Annotated in this window: 20 protein-coding genes; 13 read left to right on the top strand and 7 right to left on the bottom strand. The window is 72.7% G+C overall.

Annotation, left to right across the window (positions count from 1 at the left end):
• The first annotated feature begins 61 nt into the window (after window positions 1-61).
• The 6 genes from ACGF4F_RS08920 to ACGF4F_RS08945 all read left to right on the top strand — a co-directional run bounded on the left by ACGF4F_RS08920 (window position 62) and on the right by ACGF4F_RS08945 (window position 5,499).
• Window positions 62-403, top strand: coding sequence for a hypothetical protein (locus ACGF4F_RS08920; protein ID WP_357437741.1), 342 nt, complete (start codon window positions 62-64; stop codon window positions 401-403).
• 91 nt (window positions 404-494) lie between these two features.
• The gene (locus ACGF4F_RS08925; RefSeq protein WP_357437744.1) at window positions 495-929 is read left to right on the top strand and encodes a hypothetical protein; all 435 of its coding nucleotides are present in this window, start codon (window positions 495-497) and stop codon (window positions 927-929) included.
• Window positions 930-1,273: 344 nt separating this feature from the next.
• Window positions 1,274-2,689 carry a PhoH family protein gene (locus ACGF4F_RS08930; protein WP_357437747.1) on the top strand — a complete coding sequence of 472 codons (1,416 nt, stop codon included), beginning with the start codon at window positions 1,274-1,276 and terminating at the stop codon, window positions 2,687-2,689.
• A gap of 283 nt (window positions 2,690-2,972) precedes the next feature.
• A complete protein-coding gene (locus ACGF4F_RS08935) occupies window positions 2,973-3,647 on the top strand; it encodes a lytic transglycosylase domain-containing protein (protein ID WP_357437750.1) in 675 nt (224 codons plus the stop codon).
• A 116-nt stretch (window positions 3,648-3,763) separates the two neighbouring features.
• Window positions 3,764-4,426, top strand: a complete 663-nt coding sequence (locus tag ACGF4F_RS08940) for a rhomboid family intramembrane serine protease (RefSeq protein ID WP_393075997.1) — start codon at window positions 3,764-3,766, stop codon at window positions 4,424-4,426.
• Between the two features lie 104 nt (window positions 4,427-4,530).
• Window positions 4,531-5,499 carry an NAD(P)/FAD-dependent oxidoreductase gene (locus tag ACGF4F_RS08945; RefSeq protein WP_393076000.1) on the top strand — a complete coding sequence of 323 codons (969 nt, stop codon included), beginning with the start codon at window positions 4,531-4,533 and terminating at the stop codon, window positions 5,497-5,499.
• Between the two features lie 37 nt (window positions 5,500-5,536).
• On the opposite strand, the gene ACGF4F_RS08950 is transcribed toward ACGF4F_RS08945, so the two are convergent.
• A complete protein-coding gene (locus ACGF4F_RS08950) occupies window positions 5,537-6,229 on the bottom strand; it encodes a WHG domain-containing protein (protein WP_357437759.1) in 693 nt (230 codons plus the stop codon).
• 143 nt (window positions 6,230-6,372) lie between these two features.
• Here ACGF4F_RS08950 and ACGF4F_RS08955 point away from each other — a divergent pair, with 143 nt between their 5' ends.
• Window positions 6,373-7,290 carry an NAD-dependent epimerase/dehydratase family protein gene (locus tag ACGF4F_RS08955; protein WP_357437909.1) on the top strand — a complete coding sequence of 306 codons (918 nt, stop codon included), beginning with the start codon at window positions 6,373-6,375 and terminating at the stop codon, window positions 7,288-7,290.
• On the opposite strand, the gene ACGF4F_RS08960 is transcribed toward ACGF4F_RS08955, so the two are convergent.
• Both ACGF4F_RS08960 and glpX read right to left on the bottom strand, forming a co-directional pair.
• The gene (locus ACGF4F_RS08960) at window positions 7,259-8,263 is read right to left on the bottom strand and encodes a DMT family transporter (protein WP_393076003.1); all 1,005 of its coding nucleotides are present in this window, start codon (window positions 8,261-8,263) and stop codon (window positions 7,259-7,261) included. The genes ACGF4F_RS08955 and ACGF4F_RS08960 overlap by 32 nt on opposite strands.
• Complete coding sequence (gene glpX / locus ACGF4F_RS08965) at window positions 8,260-9,291, bottom strand: class II fructose-bisphosphatase (protein ID WP_357437765.1); 1,032 nt, start codon at window positions 9,289-9,291, stop codon at window positions 8,260-8,262. Before glpX ends, ACGF4F_RS08960 begins: the two co-directional genes overlap by 4 nt.
• 160 nt (window positions 9,292-9,451) lie before the next feature.
• Between glpX and ACGF4F_RS08970 the strand changes: the two genes are divergently transcribed.
• The 3 genes from ACGF4F_RS08970 to ACGF4F_RS08980 all read left to right on the top strand — a co-directional run bounded on the left by ACGF4F_RS08970 (window position 9,452) and on the right by ACGF4F_RS08980 (window position 12,144).
• On the top strand, window positions 9,452-10,150 hold the full coding sequence (locus tag ACGF4F_RS08970; RefSeq protein WP_393076006.1) for a DUF4245 domain-containing protein: 699 nt from the start codon (window positions 9,452-9,454) through the stop codon (window positions 10,148-10,150).
• A gap of 110 nt (window positions 10,151-10,260) precedes the next feature.
• Window positions 10,261-11,082: a hypothetical protein gene (locus tag ACGF4F_RS08975; RefSeq protein ID WP_393076009.1), complete on the top strand. Its 822-nt coding sequence runs from the start codon at window positions 10,261-10,263 to the stop codon at window positions 11,080-11,082.
• Window positions 11,083-11,307: 225 nt separating this feature from the next.
• A complete protein-coding gene (locus ACGF4F_RS08980; protein WP_393076012.1) occupies window positions 11,308-12,144 on the top strand; it encodes a hypothetical protein in 837 nt (278 codons plus the stop codon).
• A 54-nt stretch (window positions 12,145-12,198) separates the two neighbouring features.
• Here the strand turns inward: ACGF4F_RS08980 and ACGF4F_RS08985 are convergent, their stop codons facing one another.
• Window positions 12,199-12,411, bottom strand: a complete 213-nt coding sequence (locus tag ACGF4F_RS08985) for an exodeoxyribonuclease VII small subunit (protein ID WP_357437775.1) — start codon at window positions 12,409-12,411, stop codon at window positions 12,199-12,201.
• Between the two features lie 23 nt (window positions 12,412-12,434).
• A complete protein-coding gene (gene xseA / locus ACGF4F_RS08990; protein ID WP_357437778.1) occupies window positions 12,435-13,688 on the bottom strand; it encodes an exodeoxyribonuclease VII large subunit in 1,254 nt (417 codons plus the stop codon).
• Window positions 13,689-13,855: 167 nt separating this feature from the next.
• Here xseA and ACGF4F_RS08995 point away from each other — a divergent pair, with 167 nt between their 5' ends.
• Both ACGF4F_RS08995 and ACGF4F_RS09000 read left to right on the top strand, forming a co-directional pair.
• Window positions 13,856-14,845, top strand: a complete 990-nt coding sequence (locus ACGF4F_RS08995; protein ID WP_357437781.1) for a 4-hydroxy-3-methylbut-2-enyl diphosphate reductase — start codon at window positions 13,856-13,858, stop codon at window positions 14,843-14,845.
• Window positions 14,846-14,886: 41 nt separating this feature from the next.
• A complete protein-coding gene (locus ACGF4F_RS09000) occupies window positions 14,887-15,282 on the top strand; it encodes a hypothetical protein (protein WP_393076016.1) in 396 nt (131 codons plus the stop codon).
• 189 nt (window positions 15,283-15,471) lie between these two features.
• Here the strand turns inward: ACGF4F_RS09000 and ACGF4F_RS09005 are convergent, their stop codons facing one another.
• On the bottom strand, window positions 15,472-18,774 hold the full coding sequence (locus ACGF4F_RS09005; RefSeq protein WP_357437787.1) for a S8 family serine peptidase: 3,303 nt from the start codon (window positions 18,772-18,774) through the stop codon (window positions 15,472-15,474).
• A 148-nt stretch (window positions 18,775-18,922) separates the two neighbouring features.
• Window positions 18,923-20,116 (bottom strand): DNA recombination protein RmuC, encoded by a 1,194-nt coding sequence (locus ACGF4F_RS09010; RefSeq protein ID WP_357437789.1) that lies wholly within the window; start codon window positions 20,114-20,116, stop codon window positions 18,923-18,925.
• Window positions 20,117-20,170: 54 nt separating this feature from the next.
• Here ACGF4F_RS09010 and ACGF4F_RS09015 point away from each other — a divergent pair, with 54 nt between their 5' ends.
• On the top strand, window positions 20,171-20,998 hold the full coding sequence (locus tag ACGF4F_RS09015) for a hypothetical protein (protein ID WP_357437792.1): 828 nt from the start codon (window positions 20,171-20,173) through the stop codon (window positions 20,996-20,998).
• The last annotated feature ends 108 nt before the right edge of the window (window positions 20,999-21,106 follow it).

Here is a 21,106-nt window from a genome sequence, read left to right on the forward strand (position 1 = left end):
GTCACGTGCCTGAGACGATTAGTGCTCACATGCGTCACTCCGCGGGTGACGAGGGGGTGTCGTGACCGAGCTCGCGACCCGTGCCCAGGCCTTCGGCCTGATCGCGGACGGCGTGGCCGCCGGGCTGAGCGCGCCGTGGCGCCTCTACCTCGCCCGGGGCTGCCGGTACCTCTCGCTCAGTGTCGGTGACCGGGACGAGTGGAACGCCTGGCGGATCCACCTCGGCTGTCCGGAGTTGAGCGTCCGGGTCTACGACGCCGGCGGGGAGATCCGGCGCTCGTCGGTGGCCGAGGTGATCCTGGACGGCTGCCGGATCAGCGTCGAGCTGGTCGAGGAGGTCAGCACCGCCGACCTGGAACGGCTGCTGGTCGTCGACCCCGAGGTCGAGCCGGAGGAGCGATGACCCGGCGGGCCGACCTGGAGCGGCAACTCCCACTCGACGCGTCTGGCGCCGCGCCCCGAGTTGTCGACCCGACCTCTTCGGGAGCGACCGGATGAGCCCGTTCCTCGCCGTCGTGCTCGTACTCGTGCTCGGGTCGACCTGCTACGCGGCGGGTCGGCTGCACGGCCAGCTCAGCTACCGGATCGGCTACCGGTTCGGCTACCGGCAGGGATACTTCGACGGCGACCGGGGCGCCTGGCACCGGCGGCGCCGCGACGCGCAGGCCGCGATCGCCCCGGCACTGGCCGGTCCGGCGCCGGCGTCGGTGACCGCCCCGGCCACCCGCGCCGCGGCCCCGTTCGCCGGCACGGTCGCCCCCGCCGCGGTCACCGCGCGGGCGACCTCCGGCCCGGCCCTTCGGGCCACCGCGACCGCCCAGCTCGGCGGGCTCGCCACCCGGCAGGGCACCACGTACACCGGGTCCTCGTTCAGCGCCTCCGTCGCCGGCGGGCGGCCGACCGGGACCCTCGTCCGCCGGCAGGGCTGAGCCCGCCCCAGAGCACGGTGTGTCGTCCGCGGCGGACGCGCACCGTCGGGGCCACGTCAGACCGGTGACGGTGGCTCCGCCGGCCGGGATGCGCGCAGGGGGCATGCATCCCGGCCGGTTCCGCCGTGCGCCGTTCATCTCCCGGTCAGGTGAGATCCATCCGCACCACTAGCCGACGGGCTCAGGTGCCATTAGCGTCTAAGCATGGCGCGGGGTTTTCCCGGGCCAGCCGGAGAGCCCGGACCTGCGACCTCGCGCACGGGGCCCGCATCCGACCCCGTGTCCACCGGGCACCGGACGAGGCGGAACACGGGTGGCCGGGTGCCCATCCGCGGAGCAGGCCTGTGACGACTCGCCGTACCCCCGCCGGTGCCGACCAGACCCCGGCCGCGACTGCCACCACCCGCCGGACCACCCGCAGCCGCCGTGCGGCGGCAGCCGCGCCGGCCGGCACCGAGGAGCCCCGACCAGCCGGTCCGGCCTTCGTCCTGGACACCTCGGTCCTCCTCTCCGATCCCGCGGCGTTCCACCGCTTCGCCGAGCACGAGGTGGTGCTGCCGCTGGTGGTCATCTCCGAGTTGGAGGGCAAGCGGCACCACCCCGAGCTGGGCTGGTTCGCCCGCCGGTCGCTGCGCATGCTGGACGAGTTGCGGGTGCAGCACGGCCGGCTGGACCGGCCGGTGCCCGCCAACGACCAGGGCGGCACCCTCCGGGTGGAGCTGAACCACACCGACGACGGAGTGCTGCCGCCCGGCTTCCGGAACGAGTCGAACGATGCCCGGATCCTCTCCGTGGCGCTCAACCTCGCCGCCGAGGGGCGGGAGGTTACCCTGGTCAGCAAGGACATGCCGCTGCGGGTGAAGGCGGCCTCGGTCGGGCTGCGGGCCGACGAGTACCGGCACGGCCAGGCCAGCGACCCGACCTGGACCGGGATGGCTGAGCTGGACCTGGCCGAGGAGGAGATCGCCCGGCTGTACGCGGGGGAGACGCTGGACGTCGACGCGGCCGGCGATCTGCCCTGCCACACCGGGCTGGTGCTGCACTCGACGCGCGGCTCGGCGCTCGGCCGAGTGCTGCCCGACAAGACTGTCCGGCTGGTCCGCGGCGACCGGGAGGCGTTCGGCGTGCACGGCCGCTCGGCGGAGCAGCGGATCGCGCTCGACCTGCTGCTGGACGAGTCGATCGGCATCGTCTCGCTGGGTGGCCGGGCCGGCACCGGCAAGTCCGCGCTGGCGCTCTGCGCCGGCCTGGAGGCGGTGATGGAGCGCCGCCGGCACAAGAAGGTGATCGTCTTCCGTCCGCTCTACGCGGTCGGCGGCCAGGAGCTCGGATATCTGCCCGGCTCGGAGTCGGAGAAGATGTCGCCCTGGGCGCAGGCGGTCTTCGACACGCTCGGCGCGGTGGTGCACGAGAACGTGCTTGAGGAGGTCACCTCGCGGGGTTTGCTGGAGGTGCTGCCGCTGACCCACATCCGTGGTCGCAGCCTGCATGACGCTTTCGTCATCGTGGACGAGGCGCAGTCGCTGGAGCGGGGCGTGCTGCTCACCGTGCTGTCCCGGATCGGTCAGGGGTCTCGGGTGGTGCTCACTCACGACGTGGCCCAGCGGGACAACCTCCGGGTGGGCCGGCATGACGGGGTGACCGCGGTGATCGAGGCGTTGAAGGGTCATCCCCTCTTCGCACACGTCACCCTCAGCCGTTCGGAGCGTTCTCCAATCGCCGCGATGGTCACCGATCTGTTGGAGGACATCCCGCTCTGAGGCCGATCAGCCGGCATCTTTGTCCCTGTTTGATGGCCTTCACAATGTGGTGCAGGTCACAATTGGCCGGCTTCATTTCCCATCAGCCTCACCGTGCGCAATGGTGTCCAACGAGCGCTCACGCACCAGGAAGATCGTCGAGCATCGTTCGCCACGGACGGCGGAGAGCCACGAACGCCGGTGCGTCGGCTGCGACCGCGGGTCGGGGCGCTCGCGACGCCGGCGCGGCCCACCGACGGCCACGCGTCGCGTCGCGTCCTTGCCCCCGACGAAGGGACACTTCGTGAGTCGGCTGTGGAGCCGGTTCGGTGCCCGTACGGCCGCTGTCGCGCTGCTCTCCGTGGGCGTTGCCGGCGGCTTCTATCTGGGCGAAGACCGACAGGTCCAGCAAGAGGGCCTGACTGCGCAGGCCGGCCTGGAGGTCGACCAGGCGGAGTACGCGTACCAGCGCGAGCGGCAGGCGGACCACCGCCTGGAGTCGGCCCGGCAGCGGGCCGCCGAGTACCAGGCGAAGCTGCGGGCGGCGGCGGCCGCCAAGGAGGCCGCCCAGCGGGCCCGGGAGGCCGAGGCGGCCGCCGCGTCCCGGAAGAAGGCACGCGAGGCGGCGGCCGCCACCAAGCCGTACGACGGGCCGATCCCGGCCTCCTGCGAGGAGTACAGCGGCAACCGGGCCATCGGTTGCGCCATCATGCTGCAGGAGGGCTTCGGCATCGACCAGTTCCCGTGCCTGGACAAACTCTGGACCAAGGAGAGCGGCTGGAACCACAAGGCCTACAACGAGGGGTCCGGCGCGTACGGGATCCCGCAGGCCCTGCCCGGCAGCAAGATGGGCTCGGTCGCGGCCGACTGGAAGACCAACCCGGCCACCCAGATCAAGTGGGGCCTCGGCTACATCGAGGGCCGGTACAACAACCCGTGCGGTGCCTGGCAGCACTCGCAGAGCAAGGGCTGGTACTGATCGGACGGTGACGACGGCGGGGTGGGCGGGGATCCGCCCACCCCGCCGTCGTCATGTCGGGGCGTGCCGGGGCGCCCGGGTGGCGGCCGGCCGGGATTGCTGATAGCTGTTGGTACGTGACCTGGCGCGATGGCTCGACGAGCGACGATCCCCGACGGTTCGGCACCGAGGCGTTCTACGCCGCCCTGGGCCGGGCCTTCGTCGCCATGTGCGCGGTCGTGCCGGTGCTGTTCCTCATCGAGGCGCTCGACGTCGGCCTGCACGCCAACCTCGACGTCACCGCCGGGATCATCCCGCACCGGATCCAGGGGCTCGACGGGGTGTTCTTCTCGCCATTCCTGCACGCCGACTTCAACCACCTCTACAGCAACAGCATCCCGCTGATCCTGCTCGGCACCTTCGTGCTGGCCGCCGGCACCCGCCGGTTCCTCTGGTCCACTCTGGTGATCATCCTGGTCAGCGGCCTGGGCGTGTGGTTCACCGGCTCCCCGAACTCGGTGGTGGTCGGCGCGAGCGGGGTGATCTTTGGCTATCTCGGCATCCTGCTGACCCGCGGCGTCGTCGAGCGGAGCTGGTGGAACCTCGCGGTGGTGCTGCTGGTCGGCCTGCTCTACGGCTGGCAGTTGCTCGGCATCCTCCCCACCGACGAGCTCATCTCCTGGCAGGGGCACCTGTTCGGGCTGCTCGGCGGGGTCGCGGCGGCGATCCTGTTCCGCCGCCGCCGGGCTGATGGACCGGCGGGGGCACGCAGTGAGTCGCCCACGCTGACTCTGCCCTGACCGAGCATCGAGCCGTTGGCGTCAGGTGCTTGCCCGGAGGCACCGGCCCGCCTACCGTCGGGACCAGCACGCGTTGATCCGTGAGCGGGAAGTGACGGTGCGCCATGCGCGAGGTCGATGTCGCCGTGATCGGCGCCGGTCCGGCCGGGCTCTTCGCCGCCTACTACGCCGGGTTCCGCGGGCTCTCCGTGGCGGTGGTCGACGCGCTGCCCGAGCCGGGTGGGCAGGTGACCGCCATGTACCCGGAGAAGCTCATCCTCGACGTCGCCGGGTTCCCCGCCATCAAAGGGCGGGAGCTGGTGGCGAACCTGGTCGCCCAGGCCGCGCCGTTCCATCCCGAATACCTGCTCGGCGCGCGGGCGGAGAAGCTGTCGTACCTCGACGGACGGCCGGTGCTCGGCCTGGCCGGCGGTGAGCAGTTGCGCTGCGGCGCGGTGATGGTGACCGGCGGACTGGGCAGTTTCACGCCCCGGCCGCTGCCGGTGGCCGACAGCTTCCTGGGCGGCGGGATCGTCTACTTCGTACCGCAGCCGGTCGAGCTGGCCGGCCGGGACGTGGTCATCGTGGGCGGCGGCGACTCGGCCTTCGACTGGGCGGTGACGCTTGAGCCGATCGCCCGCTCGGTGACGCTGGTGCACCGGCGGGAGAAGTTCCGCGCCCACGCGTCGACCGTCGCCCGGGTGCGGTCGCTGCCCGTCCGGCTGGTGGTCAACGCCGAGGTGACCCGGTTGCACGGCGAGGATCAGGTGACCGGCGTGGAAATCACCGTACGTGGCGGCGGGGTGGAGACCCTGCCGGTGGACACCCTGGTCGCCGCCCTCGGCTTCACCGCCGACCTGGGCCCGCTCGCCGAGTGGGGGCTGCGGCTGGACCGGCGGCACATCCTGGTGGACAGCGCGATGGCCACCAACCTGCCGCGGGTCTTCGCGGCCGGGGACATCACCGAGTACCCGGGCAAGGTCCGGCTGATCGCCACCGGCTTCGGCGAGGCGGCCACGGCGGTGAACAACGCCGCGGTGGTCATCGACCCGACGGCCCACCTGTTTCCCGGGCACTCCTCCGACGGCACCTGACCGCCGACGTTCCGCACGTTGCCGAGGTGAGGGCGGGTCACGCAGCGGGCAGGCCGATGAGGTCGGCCATCAGGGCGGTCTGGTGGTCGAAGTACTCGTCGCGGTGCGGGATGACCCCGTTCAGCCGCCCGAACAGTTCGAAGCTGATCAGCCCGAAGAGCTGGGTCCAGCCGGCCAGGCCGCGGGCCAGCAGCGCCTCCGGCAGGCCGGGGGAGAAGCCGGCGGCGAGCTCGGCGAGGTCGGCGCGGACCGGCTCGGGCAGCTCCTCGTCGGGCGGGCTGAGCCGGCCGGCGGCTAGGCCGTCGCGGAGGATGCCGACCAGGGTCAGCGGGGGCCGCGCCGCCGGTGCGACGGTGTCCTTCGGGGCCGCGTACCCGGGGACCGGGCTGCCGTAGAGCAGCGCGTATTCGGCGGGGTGGGCCAGCGCCCAGGCCCGGGCGGCCTCGCACGCGGCGTGCCAGCGTCCGCGTAGGTCGGCCCGGTCGACGGCGGCGTCGGCCGCTTCCACCGCCTCGCCGAGGGCGTCGTACGCCTCGAGGATCAGCGCGGTGAGCAGGTCGTCCCGGCTGGGGAAGTAGCGGTAGATCGCCGAGGAGACCATGCCCATGTCGCGGGCCACCGCGCGCAGGGAGAGGTTCGCGCCGTCGGTGGCGAGATGGCGGCGGGCCACCGCCTTGATCTCGTCGATCATGCCGGCACGGACCCGGGCGCGGAGCGTGTGAGCCACCATGCCCCCCACTCTGCCACGGCCGAGAGCGCTAATCAAAACCAAGAGCAGTGCTCTTGACAGTGAGCGGCCTGCGGTCCATGCTGGGGAGGTCGTAGGGAGAGCACCGCTCTCGGATTGGATCCATGCTTCGAAGGGTGGCCACCATGGCCCTGCACGTGATCGTCGGCGCCGGACCCGTCGGCACCGCCACCGCCCACCTCCTCGCCGAGCGGGGCGACCGGGTGCGGGTGGTGACCCGCCGCGGCACCGGACCCGAGCACCCGGCGGTCGAGCGGGTCGCCGCCGACGCCGCCGACCCCGCCCGGCTGACCGCGCTGACCGAGGGCGCGGTCGCGCTGCACAACTGTGCCAACCCGGCGTACCACCGGTGGCCGGTGGACTGGCCGCCGCTGGCCGCCGCGCTGCTCACCGCCGCCGAGCGGACCGGCGCGGTGCTCGCCACCGTCGGCAACCTCTACGGGTACGGCCCGGTCGACGGCCCGATGACCGAGGCGACCCCGCCGGCCGCGACCGGCACCAAGGGGCGGGTGCGAAACCGGATGTGGGCCGACGCGCTCGCCGCGCACCGGGCCGGCCGGGCCCGGGTCACCGAGGTGCGCGGCTCCGACTACTTCGGCGTCGGCGGCACCTCGCTGGCGATGATGGTGCTGCCCCGGGTGCTCGCCGGCCGGCGGGTCTTCCTGCCGGTGGACTGGGACGCCCCGCACACCTGGACGTACATCCCGGACGTCGCCCGTACCCTGGTCGCCGCCGCGACCGACGAGCGGGCCTGGGGGCGGGCCTGGCACGTGCCCAGCGGGCCGGCCGTACCGATGCGGGACCTGGCCGTCCGCGCGGCGGCCCTGACCGGCGCGCCGGCGGCGAAGCTGACCCGGATGCCCTATCCGGTGCTCTGGCTCGGCGGCCTCGCCAACCCGATGGCCCGCGAGCTGCGGGAGACCGCCTACCAGTTCGACCGGCCGTACCTGATGGACTCGTCAGCCGCCACCGCCACCCTGGGCATCGAGCCGACCCCGCTGGACCAGGCGATCAAGGAGACGGTGGCGGGGCTGCGCGGCTGACCGTCAGCTTCAGCGGCGGTCCGAGCGCGGCGACGAGGACCGCGACCAGGGTCAGCACCGCGCCCAGCAGGGTGGCCGGCCCGGGGTGCGAGGCCGCCGTCGGCAGCGCCACGTCCAGCAGGACCGCGCCGACGATCTGCCCGGCGATGGTGGCCAGGCCGAGCAGCAGCACCCCGGTGAAACGGACGATGGCGGCGGCCAGCGCGATGAACACGATGCCGATCGGGCCACCCAGATAGAGCCAGGGCTCGCTGGGCAGGGCGCCGCCCGGGCGGCCCCGGACCGCCACCTCCACGGCGAAGGTGGCGAGCAGCGCGACGGTGCCGACGGCGAAGTTGACCAGGGTGGCGGCCAGGGCACTGCCGACGGCTCCCCGGACCCGGCCGTTCACCGCCTGCTGCCAGGCGATGCCCACCCCGGCCGCCAGCGGCAGCAGGGCCAGCGCCAGGGCGCGCGGGTCGCCGAGCCGGTCGCTCACCGCCAGCAGCACGGCCAGCACGGTGAGCACCGCGCCGACCAGCCGGTTCGGGGTGACCGGCTGGCGGCCGGTCGGGCCGATGCCGGCCCGGTCCACCAGCAGGCTGCTGCCGGACTGCCCGGCCACCACGGCGACGGTGAACACGGCCACGCCGAGCGTGCCGATGGTCAGCCCCTGGGTGGCCACCAGAAACGCGCCGCACACCCCGCCGAGGCACTGCCACGGCCGCAGGGAGCCCTCGCGCAGCGCCGCCCGGAGGGCGGCCAGGCCCCGCCGGCCGCCCGGGGTGCCGGGGACCAGCACCAGCAGCACGAGCAGGCCGAGGCCGAACGAGACCACCGCGGCGGCGATCCCGTCGGCCAGGCGTACGCCCAACTCGCCGTTGATCCGGGACTGGACGGCCACCGCGACCCCCGAGGCGGTGGCCAGCCCGACGCCGGCGATCCGCCGCGCGGCCGACAGCGTGGGGGGCGCCGCCGTGCCGGTCGCGGTCACTCCTGCTCGGCCAGGGGTCGTCCGTCGAAGTCGACTGCCGAGTAGAGGGCAAGCTTCTCCAGCCGGTGGTACGAGTCGATCACCCGGATCGTGCCGCTCTTGGAGCGCATCACGATCGACTGCGTGTACGCCCCGCCGGCCCGGTAGCGCACGCCACGCAGCAGGTCGCCGGAGGTCACACCGGTGGCCACGAAGAAGCAGTTGTCCCCGGTGACCAGGTCGTCGGTGAACAGCACCCGGTCCAGGTCGTGCCCGGCGGCGAGCGCCTTCTCCCGCTCCTCGGCGTCCTTCGGCCAGAGCTTGGCCTGCATCATGCCGCCCATGCACTTGAGCGCGCAGGCCGCGGTGATGCCCTCCGGGGTGCCGCCGATGCCCATCAGCACGTCGACGTCCGACTCGCCACGGGCGGCGGCGATGGCACCCGCGATGTCGCCGTCGGAGATGAACCGGATGCCCGCCCCGGTACGCCGGATCTGCTTCACCAGGTCGTCGTGGCGGGACCGGTCCAGCACGCAGACCGTCACCTCGGCGACGTCGGTGCCCTTGACCTTGGCGATCCGGCGGATGTTCTCGGCCGCCCCGGCGTTGATGTCGACCACGTCGGCGTACATCGGGCCGACGGCGAGCTTCTCCATGTAGAAGACGGCGCTCGGGTCGAACATCGCGCCACGCTCGGCGACCGCGAGCACCGCGAGGGCGTTCGGCATGCCCTTGCTCATCAGGGTGGTGCCGTCGATCGGATCGACCGCCACGTCGACCTCGGGGCCGGTTCCGTCACCGACCTCCTCGCCGTTGAAGAGCATCGGGGCGTTGTCCTTCTCGCCCTCGCCGATCACCACGACCCCGCGCATCGGGATCGAGTTGATCAGCTTGCGCATGGCGTCGACGGCTGCCCCGTCGCCGCCCTCCTTGTCGCCCCGGCCGACCCAGCGGCCGGCCGCCATCGCCGCGGCCTCGGTGACCCGGACCAGGTCGAGGGCGAGGTTGCGGTCGAGGTTCTGCGGGGTCCGCGTCCTGGTGGTTGTCATCACGGCTTCCTCCTCGCGACGTTGCGGGGTGGGACCGGCACGCTGCGGCCATCGCCGCCGCCGGCTTTGTCGCTGATCCTCACACGATGACAGGTCGCGCGCCGGGTCGGGGCGGAGGAGGCCAGGATCACGTCACCCGGACGGCTGCGAGAATGGGCGGGTGGAAGCCGCACACCCTGCCGATCGCGTACCGACCGACGCCACCCCGCCGGACGGCCAGCCACCCGTCCGGTCGACCGCCGGGCCGATCCCTCCAACGGCCGGCGAGCCCGCCCTCGTGGAGTCGTCGGGCGGGGTCGCGCCGCTGGCCGACGCGGGCGACCACGCCGCGCCGCCCGCGCGGAAGGACCGGGCGCGCTCCGAGCGGTCGCCGCGGGACATGGCGCTCTCGCTGCTGGTGCTGCTGGTCCCGATCGCACTGCTGCTCGCCTTCTACCGAGGCGTCCTGGGTGGGGACGAGCCGGCCACGGTCGATCCGGCACCCGCCATCGAGCAGGCCCGGTCGGCGGGCGCGTTTCCGGTCAGCCCGCCGGAGGGGCTGAGCTCCGGCTGGCGTACGGTCAGCGCGCGCTACCAGGCCGAGGCGGGCGGCGGGACGCTGCGGATCGGCTACCTGACCCCGGAGGGGCGCGGCGCGCAGCTCGTGGAGAGCAACGTGGCCGCCGACAAGCTGCTCCCCGCCGAGCTGAAAGGTGGCCAGCCGCAGGGGCCGGCCGACCTGGCCGACGGTAGCTGGCAGCGGTACACCGCTCGGGGCAACGAGCAGGCCCTCGTCCTGCTGGAACCGAACCGGACGGTGATCGTCGTGGGCGACGCCCGGGACAACGAGCTCCGCCAGCTCGCCACCGCCGTGCGCTGATCCGCCCGTTTCCGGTGCCCCCAAGCGCCGGGGCCGGTCCGCTAGGCTGCCCGGGCCGGACAAACTGGCACGCATCACGCGTCCGTACCAAACACCGGAAAGAGAACAACGTGAACATTCGACGGTGGAGCGTCGGCGTCCTCGCCGCCGCCCTGTTCGTCCCTGCTCTGGCCGCCTGCAAGTCCGAGGCCGGCTCGCCGAGCGCCGACAGCAAGTCCGCCGCCGCCCAGGGGATTCCGGCGGACCCGAAGGAGGCGCTCGCCGCCGCCACCAAGGAGATCCAGAAGGGCAACTTCACCTTCGGCATCAAGGGTGGTGAGTTCAACGGCAGCGGGACCGTACACATGCCGTCCAAGAGCGCCGAGATGAAGCTGGAGAGCGGGCAGACGGCCAACGACGACCTCGCGATGTCGATGCACCTCGTGTTCATCGACGCGGACAGCTGGGTCAAGCTCGAGCTCGCCGGGGCGATGGCCGACGCCGTCCCCGGCTTCAAGGCGATGAAGGGCAAGTACCAGCACCTGGACCGCAGCAAGATCAAGGACGCCAAGGAGCTGAACTTCGACTTCACCGACGTCGACCCGGCGGGCACCGACAAGATGATCAAGGCGATCACCGACGTGAAGCAGACCGGCGAGGGCACGTACGCGGGCACGATCGACGCCACCAAGGCGAGCGACTCCGACCTGCTCGACGCCGAGACCGTCAAGGCGCTCGGCGCCCAGGCCAGCGCCGTGCCGTTCACCGCGAAGCTCGACGCGCAGGGCCGGCTGACCGAGTTCGCCGTCCAGGTGCCCGCCGCCAGCGGCGCCGAGGCGCAGGCCGTGACCGTCACGTACGCCGACTACGGCAGCGCCGCCGCCGTTAAGGCGCCCCCGGCCGGCCAGGTCGTCGAGGCGTCCGACCAGCTGTACCAGATGTTCCAGAGCTGATCAGGGTGCGGGTGGGGGCGGCGTAGGTCGTCCCCACCCGACGCGGGGTCGTCCGCCCGGAACGGACAGGGATTGCCGAAGGCCGCTTCCGGGAACAGATGAGGGCACGAGCCCGCCGGGGCGCGACGCCGGCCGGACGGGCTCGTGCGCCGCAGCCGGCGTCAGGGCAGCGGCGCCCCGCCTCCGGCACCTCCGTGGGCCGGACGACCCACCTGGAGAGTTCTCATGAAGATTCGACGCTTCAGCACGGCGGCCTTCGCCGCGGCACTGCTCAGCCCCGCCCTGGCCGCCTGCAACGACAACGGGACCGGCACCGCGGGGGCCACCGCGTCCCCGAGCGTCTCCGGCAGCGTCGCGCCGAGCGCTACGTCGGGCGACGCCAAGCAGGCCCTGCTCAACTCCACGAACGCGATCCGCGACGGCAACTTCCGGTTCAGCATGTCCGGCGCCGGCTCCACCGCCGAGGGGCAGGTGCACGAACCGAGCCAGAGCGCGGAGATGCGGATGACGATCGGTGACCCGACGTCCGACCTGATGATGAAGCTGGACCTGATCCACTACAAGCCGGACAGCTGGGTGAAGCTGGAGCTGGGCGGCAAGGCCGCGAGCAGTGTGCCCGGCGTGCAGAAGCTCAACCTCGGCAAGTACCAGCACCTCGACCAGACCCGGATCAAGGGCAATCGGGCCTTGGGCTTCGATTTCGACAAGCTCGACCCGGCCGGCAGCGCCGTGCTGACCCAGGGCATCACCGAGGTCCGCCAGACCGGCGAGGGCACGTACGCGGGCACCGTCGACGTGTCCAAGGCGGCCGAGGCGGGCTCGCCCGACCCGGCGGTGATCACCGCGCTCGGGGCGCAGGCACAGTCGGTGCCGTTCACCGCCAAGGTCGACCCGCAGGGGCGGCTCAGTGAACTGGTCATGCAGATTCCCGCCGCCGGCCAGAGCGCCGCGCAGGACATCAAGATCGCCTACACCGACTACGGCAACGCCAGCGCGGCGCAGAAGCCCCCGGCCGACCAGGTCGTCGAGGCGCCGCCGGAGTTCTACAACCTGTTCAAGTGAGCACGACGACGTCGACGGGGCGGCCCCGGCCGCCCCGTCGGTCGTCCACCCAGGTCACTCCTCGGCGCGCTGCCGGGCGGCGTCGATGCGGGCCCGCGCCCCGTCCAGCCAGCGCTGGCAGGTCTCGGCGAGCTGCTCGCCGCGCTCCCAGAGCGCCAGCGACTCCTCCAGCGAGGTGCCGCCGGCCTCCAGCCGCTCCACCACGCCGGCCAGTTCGGCACGGGCCTGCTCGTAGCTGAGCCGCTCGTCCTTCTTCGCGTCAGTCATCGGCTCCCATCCCAACACATCGCTCAGCCGGCCACGGTCGCGGTGAGCTCACCCTCGGCGAGGCGGACCCGCAGTGGGTCACCCTTGGCCACCTCGGACGCGGCGCGCAGCACGTGGCCGTCGGCGCGCTGGACGATCGCGTACCCCCGGTCGAGGGTCGCCGCGGGAGAGAGCGCGCGCAGCCGGGCCAGGGTGTGGCGCAGGTCGTCGGCGGCACCGCCGAGCCGGTGCTCCAGGCAGCGCCCGGCCCGGTCGCGCAGCGCGGCGACGTCGGCGGCCCGCTGGTCAACCATCACCTGCGGGCGGGCCAGCACCGGGCGGGAGCGCAGCAGGTCGAGGCGGTGCTGCTCCCGGTCGACCAGGTTGCGGACCGCCCGTTCCAGCCGGGACCGGGCCTGGCCGATGAGGCGTACCTCCTCGGTGAGGTCGGGGACGATCCGCTTCGCCGCGTCCGTCGGCGTCGAGGCGCGGACGTCGGCGACGTAGTCCAGCAGCGGCGCGTCCGTCTCGTGGCCGATTGCGCTGACCACCGGGGTACGGCAGGCGAAGACCGCCCGGCAGAGCGCCTCGTCGGAGAAGGGCAGCAGGTCCTCGATGCTGCCGCCGCCCCGGGCGATGACGATCACGTCGATGCTCGGATCCGTGTCGAGCACCTTGAGCGCGTCGACGATCTGCGGCACCGCGCTCGGCCCCTGCACCGCGACGTTGACCGTGCGGAACTCCACCGCCGGCCAGCGCCGCCGGGCGTTGGTCAGCACGTCCCGCTCGGCGGCCGAGGCGCGGCCGGTGATCAGGCCGATCCGGCCGGGCAGGAACGGCGGCCGGCGCTTGCGGGCCCGGTCGAAGAGCCCCTCCGCGGCCAGCAGCTTCTTGAGCTTCTCCAGCCGCGCCAGCAGCTCGCCGAGCCCGACCTGGCGGATCTCGTCGGCGCGCAGGCTGAGCGTGCCCCGGGCGGCGTAGAACTCGGGCTTGGCGTGCAGCACCACCCGGGCGCCCTCGCGCAGCTCCGGCGCACCCGCGTCGAGCACGTCCCGGTTGGTGGTCACGGTCAGGCTGAGGTCGGCCGAGGGATCACGCAGGGTGAGGAAGACGGTGGTCGCGCCGGGCCGGCGGCTGATCTGCGCGACCTGCCCGTCCACCCAGACCCAGCCCAGCCGGGCGATCCAGGCGCCGATCTTCTGGCTGACCACCCGGACCGGCCACGGCTCCTCGGACGTGCTCCGCCCCGCCTCCGCGCCGCCCCGCCCCGCCTCGCTACCCCGCCCCACCTCGCTCACCCGCCCACCCTACGGCCCGGGGCCGACACCACCCGCGTCGATCATGAGGTTGACGGCGATGTCGATCTCCGCTGCCGCCGCCAACCTCATGATCGACGGTTCAGGCGAGGGCGGGCCAGGGTCACGCGGTCGCGGTCGGGGGAAAATCGGGCACGTACGATGGTTGGGTGACTGAGGCTGAGGCGACTCCCCGGACCGGCAAGCGCGTGCTCCTGGCCAAGCCCCGCGGCTACTGCGCGGGCGTGGATCGGGCGGTGCAGACCGTCGAGGAGGCGCTGCGGCTCTACGGCGCCCCGATCTACGTCCGCAAGCAGATCGTGCACAACAAGCACGTCGTGCAGACGCTGGAGGCCCAGGGGGCGATCTTCGTGGAGGAGAACGAGGAGGTGCCGGAGGGCGCCACCGTCATCTTCTCCGCGCACGGCGTGGCCCCCGAGGTGTACGAGCAGGCGAAGGCGCGCTCGCTCAAGGCGATCGACGCGACCTGCCCGCTGGTCACCAAGGTGCACCAGGAGGCGCGGCGGTTCGCGGCCGAGGACTACGACATCCTGCTGATCGGCCACGAGGGGCACGAGGAGGTCGTCGGCACCGCCGGTGAGGCTCCCGCGCACATCCAGCTGGTGGACGGGCCGGACGGCGTTGACAAGGTCACCGTGCGCGACCCCAGCAAGGTCGTCTGGCTCTCCCAGACCACCCTCTCCGTGGACGAGACGCTGGAGACCGTCGCCCGGCTCAAGCAGAAGCTGCCGCTGCTCCAGTCGCCACCGAGCGACGACATCTGCTACGCCACCTCCAACCGGCAGCACGTGGTGAAGGAGATCGCCCCCGACTGCGACGTGGTGATCGTGGTGGGCTCGCGCAACTCCTCCAACTCGGTCCGCCTGGTCGAGGTGGCCCTGGACGCCGGCGCCCGGGCCGGGCACCTGGTCGACTTCGCCCACGAGATCGACGACGCCTGGCTCGCCGGCGCCCGTACGGTCGGCGTCACCTCCGGCGCCAGCGTGCCGGACGAGCTGGTCCAGCAGGTGCTCGCGCACCTGGCCGAGCGGGGCTTCACCGACGTCGAGGAGGTCACCACCGCCAACGAGCGGCTGATCTTCTCGCTGCCGCAGGAGCTCAAGCGGGACCTGAAGGCCGCCGCGGCCGCCCGCGGCTGATCCGCCGGAACGGATCGGCGGCCCGGTACGTCCAACCGCCCATGAACACTCCTCGGACGGCGATCGTCGCCCTGCTCGCCTGCGTCGCCCTGGGCGCGTGCGCCAGCCCGGGCGCCGACCCCGCCAGCCCCGGCCCGACGGGAGCCGCCCCGGTGACCAGCACGCCCAGCCCCGACCCCAGCGTCAGCCCGACCGACCCGACAGCTCCCACGAAGGGTGGGCCGTCGAGCGGCGCCACCACCACGCTCACCGGCACGCTGCAGGCCGGGGTGGAGCCAGGCTGCCTGCTGCTCGACGGCAACCTGCTGGTCGGCGGCCCGCGCGACGTGCTGAAGGCGGGTGCCCGGGTGACCGTCACCGGCCATTCCCAGCCCAACCTGATGACCACCTGCCAGCAGGGCACACCGTTCGTCGTGGAAACCGCCAAACCCGCCTGACCACCCCGGACCGTTCGGTCCCGCCGGGCGCCTTGTCGGGCCGTCGATAATGAGGTTGGCGAGGTGATATGTCGGCTTTGCTGCGGCCAGCCTCATGATCACCCGGGGTGGGGCGGGGCGGGAGGGATGTAGGAACGGAGGAGCCCCGCTCCCTTGGTGGGGGCGGGGCTCCTCGGGTTCAGCGGGAGGTCAGTTGACCGCGCCGACGGACACCGAGCCGCGGCCGACGACCGCGCCCTCGGTGGTGGTGATGGCCACGTCACCGTAGAGCTCCCGGCCGGCGGCGGGGGCCGCCAGGGCGGTCACCGTGCCGGTCAGGGTGGCGGTGGCGCCGTTGTCCAGGGCTAGCGAGGTGGCCGGAGCCGACACCGAGCCCAGCGACGCGGACGCGAACGAGTCGCGGTAGTCGTAGGCGGTGCTGCTGCCCGGCCCGGTGACGGCGTACCCGTCGACGACCACCCGGTAGGTGCCGGCCACTGGGTTCGTGATGGTGACCGCCTCCTCCGAGCTGCCGCCGGCCGAACGGCCGACCTGGGTGGCGCCCCGGAAGACGAACAGGTCGAGGTCGGCGCTCGGGTTGGCCGGGTTGCCGATCCGAACGGTGAACGACGTGGCGCCCGCCGGCACCTCGACGGTGTATTCCTGGGTCGCCCCCTCGGCGATGGTCGGCCGCTCGGCGTGCACGCTGGCGAGCGGGCCGCCGACGCCGGTCACCTGGACCGGGCCGAAGGCGTTGGTCAGGCCCCAGCTCACGTTGGCCGGGGTGCCGGCGGTGACCGACGGCAGCTCGACGACGGCCGGCTCGACCTTGACGCCCTGCACCCGCGCCTGGAGCTGGAACGGGTTGTCCAGCGTCGGCGAGGTACGCCGGGCCTCCACCTCGATCTCCCAGACACCCGGGATCGGGTTCTGGTAGTCCCGCTCCTGCGGCTTGCAGACGGCGGCGTCGGAGAAGTTGGTGTAGCAGGCCGTGCTCGCGGTGCTCTCCACCGGCACGCCGTACGGGTTGATGGCGATGAACCGGGTCTGGGAGCCGGTGGCGATGCCGGAGAGGTTCACCTGCAGCGCGCCGGCACCCGGCGGAACCGTCACGAAGTACGACGTGAAGCTGTTGCGCTCCACCGAGCCCTCGGTGGTGTACGAGTACGCCGGGGCGCTGACCGTGTTCGAGGCGACCACGACGGTGGAGACCTCGAAGTCGACCACCGGGGTGGCCGGGTCGTCAACGGTCATGATGGCGCCGTGCGCGCCGGCGGTCATCGGCTTGGCCTTGACCTTGACGGTGACGGTCTTGTTCAGCGGCAGCAGCACGACAGCCGGCGCCGAGAAGGTGCCGTCGTTGCCCCGGAAGCCGATGAGGTGGGCGACGGTGCGGTTCGGGCCGCTGGTCCGGGTGAGCTTGACCTCGTAGTCACGGCTTTCCTTGACCTTCTGGCCGCCCCGGTCGGCGGCGCAGCGGTTGTGGATGCCGGCGCCGACGTTCGGGTTCGGCTCGAAGATGCCGAGGCTCTCGTTGTACTTCGTCAGGTTCGCCGACAGCTCGGTGCAGACCGCCGCCTGGGAGGTGTAGGTCCGGGTCTCCACGCCGTCGGCCAGCAGCTTCCACGCGCCCGGCACGTTGAACATGCCGTAGCCCTGCGCGTACGTCGGGACGTCGGCGATCGGCTGGGCGGAGGTGTAGACGGCCCGGCGCAGCGCGGCCGGGGTGACCGCCTTGCCGGTGGCCTTGGCGGCGGAGAGCAGCAGCGCGGCGGCGCCGGTGGCCTGCGGGGAGGCCATCGAGGTGCCGTTCAGCATCTGGTAGCCCGGGGGCAGTGGGTAGCCGGCCTCGGCGACGGGAACGCCGGGCTGCCACGTCGGCGCGGTCGAGATGGCCGAGCCGGGGGCGGCGATGTTCGGCTTGAACGCGCCGTCCTCACGCGGACCGCGCGAGGAGAAGTTGAACAGTGCGTTGTCCTTGCGGACCACCGAGCCGTAGTTGGCCAGCCAGGTGTCCTTGCTGATGTTGGCGGCGACGCTGACCACGTTGCTGGCCACCGACGGGTCGCCGACGGTGTTCAGGCCCGGGCCGGAGTTGCCGGCCGAGATGAACATCTGGACACCGTAGGTGGTGATCAGGGTGTTGTAGAGCTGGGCGCGGGCGTTGGCGCCGTCGTTCAGCGCCGGCAGGCCGCCGATCGACATGTTGATCACGTCGACCTTGCGGTTGACCACCAGATCGACCATGCCGGTGGTGAGCGCCGCGTAGGTGCAGCCGCCGCCCCAGGAGCAGGCCCGGGCGGAGACCAGCTTGGCACCGGGCGCCGCGCCGTTGAACGCGCTGTTGCCGAGCATGCCGTTGGCGGCGGTGATGCCGGCGACGTGCGTGCCGTGGGTGCTCTCGATGATGCCGATGTTGACGTAGTCGACCAGGCCGGGGCCGCCGACCGGAGTGGTGTCGACGTTGCGGCGGTACTCGACGACGAACGGCATCTGCTCCCGCACCGCGGTGGCCGGGTTGTCCGTGCCGAAGTGACCGACCTGGAACTTCTCCTTGTACGGCCGCATCACCTCGTCATCGGTGAAGTCGAAGTTCTGGTTGACATCGACCACGATGTCGCCGTTGACGGGGTTGTAGAGGATGCCCCAGACGTCCGTGGTGTCCTTGTCGCGGTTGACGTCACCGGCCGGGTCGCTGCCGATGGTGGTGGACTCGCGGAAGGTGTTGAACTTGTACGTGCCGGCCGGCGCCTTCCAGGTGCCGAGGGAGTTGGTGAACGACGGGCCGGTCACGTCCGTGATCATCGGCCGCCAGGTCGCGTCCTCGAGCGGGTCGGTCGCGGTGACCCAGTCGACGATCTTGCGCTCGCCGGTGGTGGTCTGCTGCAGCGCCGGCTGGTCGAGGTCGATACCGGAGTCCATGATGCCGATGGTGACGCCGCGGCCGTCCCAGGTCGGGTGTGCGGCCTTGAAGGCCTCCGCGCCGGTCTCGTTGGTCGGCATGTACGGGTTGACGGCACCGGTGTCCGCACCCGGACCGGCCAGGGTCTCGCCCTGCTTGGCGACCTTCGCGCCGGCCGGGGCGGCCTCGGGGGTCGGGTCGGGGAGCTTGATGGTCTCGTCGAGGTCGACGGCGGCGACGCCCGGCAGCGTCGCGGCCTTGAGGACCTTCGACGTCGGCACCTTGGCCAGCACGTAGCCGACCTCGTCGTAGCGCTGGCTGACCGCGGCACCGAGGCTCTTGAGGCCGTCGGTGACCTTCTTCGCCGAGCCCTTCTTGGTGGCGATGATCAGCGTGACGGTGGGGGCGTGCTTCGCCTCGGCCTCGGTGAGCAGCTTGGCGTCGTGCGCTCCGAGCGTCTCAACAGCGGTCGGCTGGGCGGTGTCAGGGGCGGTGGCGGGGGCTGCGCTCGCGGTGGCGGCGCCGCCCCCGACCGTCATCGCGCCGGCCGCCAGGACCGAGGCGAAAAGCGCGGCGGAGGTACGCCGGCTCCGGTTGCGGGGTTGGCTCACGTTCTCTTCCTCCAGAGAACAGGGGCCCTTCAGGGAACAGGGCACACGTGACGGTGATCCTTCGGTGTACGCCGTGCGGTGTCACTAGCGCGAGGAGGGTTGTGACCAGTCCGTGATGCGGATTGGCCGTCATCGCCACGAGAACGTGCTAATCGTCGATATCTGTCGGCCGTTGCGCCGATGTGGACGGTGTCTCGACGCCGTTCGACAGCAGCTCCGGCGCCTGCGGCTGGCGCGGTGCCACCTCGACCTGAGCCGGAGCGCTCAACTCCTGGTCCGAGACGCCCAGTTCGGCCAGCTTGCGGGCGCTGACCAGCACCCGTGCCTCCAGCGAGCCCACCGCCCGGTTGTACGCGGTCACCGCCCCGCCCAGCGACGCACCCAGCTTGCCGACATGGTCGCCCAGGGTGGACAGCCGCCCGTACAGCTCGCGGGCCAGCAGGTGCACCGTGGCCGCGTTGCGGGCCAGCGCCTCCTGCCGCCACGAGTACGCCACCGTGCGCAGCAGCGCCACCAGGGTGGCCGGCGTGGCCAGCACGACGTTGCGGGCGAACGCGTGCTCCAACAGGGCCGGGTCGCGCTGCAACGCCACGTCGAGGAACGGGTCCGCCGGCACGAAGAGCACCACGAACTCGGGCGACGGGTCGAACGCGGCCCAGTAGGACTTGGCGGCCAGCGCGTCCACGTGCGCCCGGAGGTGCCGGGCGTGCGCGTCGAGGTGGGTGTCCCGCCCCCGCTCGTCGCGCGCCTCCATGGCGGTCAGGTACGCGTCGAAGGGCGCCTTGGCGTCGACCACCACCGTCCGGCCGCCGTGCAGCCGGACCACCAGGTCGGGGCGTACCCCCTGATGGTCGGTGGCACCGGTGACCTGCTCGGAGAAGTCGCAGTGCTCCAGCATCCCGGCCGCCTCGACGATCCGGCGGAGCTGGTGCTCGCCCCACCGGCCGCGGACCTGCGGGGCGCGCAGCGCCGCGACGAGCTGCTTGGTCTCGGTGCGCAGCTCCCCGGAGACCGTGCTCATCGCCCGCACCTGCTCGCGCAGCTCCGCGTACGCGTCGACCCGGTCGCGTTCCAGCTCGGTGACCCGCTGCTCGTAGCGCCGGAGGGTGTCGTGCAGCGGGGCCACCGCGCGCGCCACGGCCTCCTGCGACTGGGCGGTCGCCTCGTAGCTGAGCGCCCGCATCGACTGCTCCAGCCGTCCCTCGCCCTCCCGGGTGGCGGCGAGGGTCGCCTCCAGCCGGGCGATCTGGGTCGCCGAGCGGGCCCGGGCGGCCAGCCAGCCCACCGCGCCGCCCGCGGCGAGACAGATGATCACCACGGCCAGCGTTGCGATGCTCGTCACCCTCCGAAGCTTGCCAAACAGATACGACGTGACCCCCGTGGGTACCGTCGAGTCATGAAGGTTGGGCTGTGGTTCGTCCTGCTGCTGATGCTCGGGGGTGCCTACGTGTTCTGGCGGTGGGGTAGCAGGTCCCGCGAGGCCACCGAGCTGGCCGACGCGCGGGCCGAGGCGCAGCGCTGGTACGAGCGGCTCGGTGGGCAGCTCATGAACCTGCACGGCGACGCCCCGGCGGTACGCCAGGCGCTGGCCGACGCGGGCGAGCGGTACAACGCGGCCGGCTCACAGCTGGAGCAGGCGCGTACGCCGCGCCAGTTCGCGCTGGCCCGGGAGACCGCGCTGGAGGGGTTGGCGTACATCCGGGCGGCCCGGACCGCGCTGGGCATCGACCCGGGGCCGGACCTGCCGCCGCTGGCCGCCGCCCGGGGCGCCGGGATGCTCACCAAGGAGCGCGAGGTCAACGTCCAGGGGCAGACCTACCGGGCCGGGCCGCAGCCGGGCAGCGGCACGCCCTACTACTACCCCGGCGGCCACTGGCAGGGCCGGCGGGTGCCCGCCGGCTGGTACTCGACGCCCTGGTGGAAGACCGCGCTCGGCACCGGCGCCGGGGTGCTCGGCGGCCTGCTGATCGCCGACGCGCTCTTCTCGCCCGCCTTCGCCGACCCGGGCTACGGCTACGAGGCCGGCTACCAGGAGGGCTTCCAGGACGGGGTCGGCGACGGCCAGGACTACGGCGACCAGTTCGCCGGCGACCAGGGCGGCAACGACTTCGGCGGCGACCAGTTCGCCGGCGGCCAGGGCGGCGGCGACTTCCCCGGCTACGGGGGCGGCGACTTCGGCGGAGGCGACTTCGGCGGCGGGGACTTCGGCGGCGGCGACTGGTGACCCCGCCAGGCCCCGCGGACCGCTAGCCGGTGCCCGCCACCTCCCCGATCTGGCGCGGTTGACGCGGCGCGGATGCCACCATCTCGCCGATCGGGCGCGGCGGCGAGC

The organism is Micromonospora sp. NPDC047740 (assembly GCF_043204735.1).
Taxonomy (GTDB): domain Bacteria; phylum Actinomycetota; class Actinomycetes; order Mycobacteriales; family Micromonosporaceae; genus Micromonospora.

Bases quoted from the DNA above. Each gene is read 5' to 3' on its own strand.
- ACGF4F_RS09000 (WP_393076016.1), top strand. From the start codon at position 14,887: ATGAACACTCCTCGGACGGCGATCGTCGCCCTGCTCGCCTGCGTCGCC.
- glpX (WP_357437765.1), bottom strand. From the start codon at position 9,291: ATGACAACCACCAGGACGCGGACCCCGCAGAACCTCGACCGCAACCTC.
- ACGF4F_RS09015 (WP_357437792.1), top strand. From the start codon at position 20,171: ATGAAGGTTGGGCTGTGGTTCGTCCTGCTGCTGATGCTCGGGGGTGCC.
- ACGF4F_RS08945 (WP_393076000.1), top strand. From the start codon at position 4,531: ATGCGCGAGGTCGATGTCGCCGTGATCGGCGCCGGTCCGGCCGGGCTC.
- ACGF4F_RS08925 (WP_357437744.1), top strand. From the start codon at position 495: ATGAGCCCGTTCCTCGCCGTCGTGCTCGTACTCGTGCTCGGGTCGACC.
- ACGF4F_RS08955 (WP_357437909.1), top strand. From the start codon at position 6,373: ATGGCCCTGCACGTGATCGTCGGCGCCGGACCCGTCGGCACCGCCACC.
- ACGF4F_RS08985 (WP_357437775.1), bottom strand. From the start codon at position 12,411: ATGACTGACGCGAAGAAGGACGAGCGGCTCAGCTACGAGCAGGCCCGT.
- ACGF4F_RS08950 (WP_357437759.1), bottom strand. From the start codon at position 6,229: ATGGTGGCTCACACGCTCCGCGCCCGGGTCCGTGCCGGCATGATCGAC.
- ACGF4F_RS08980 (WP_393076012.1), top strand. From the start codon at position 11,308: ATGAAGATTCGACGCTTCAGCACGGCGGCCTTCGCCGCGGCACTGCTC.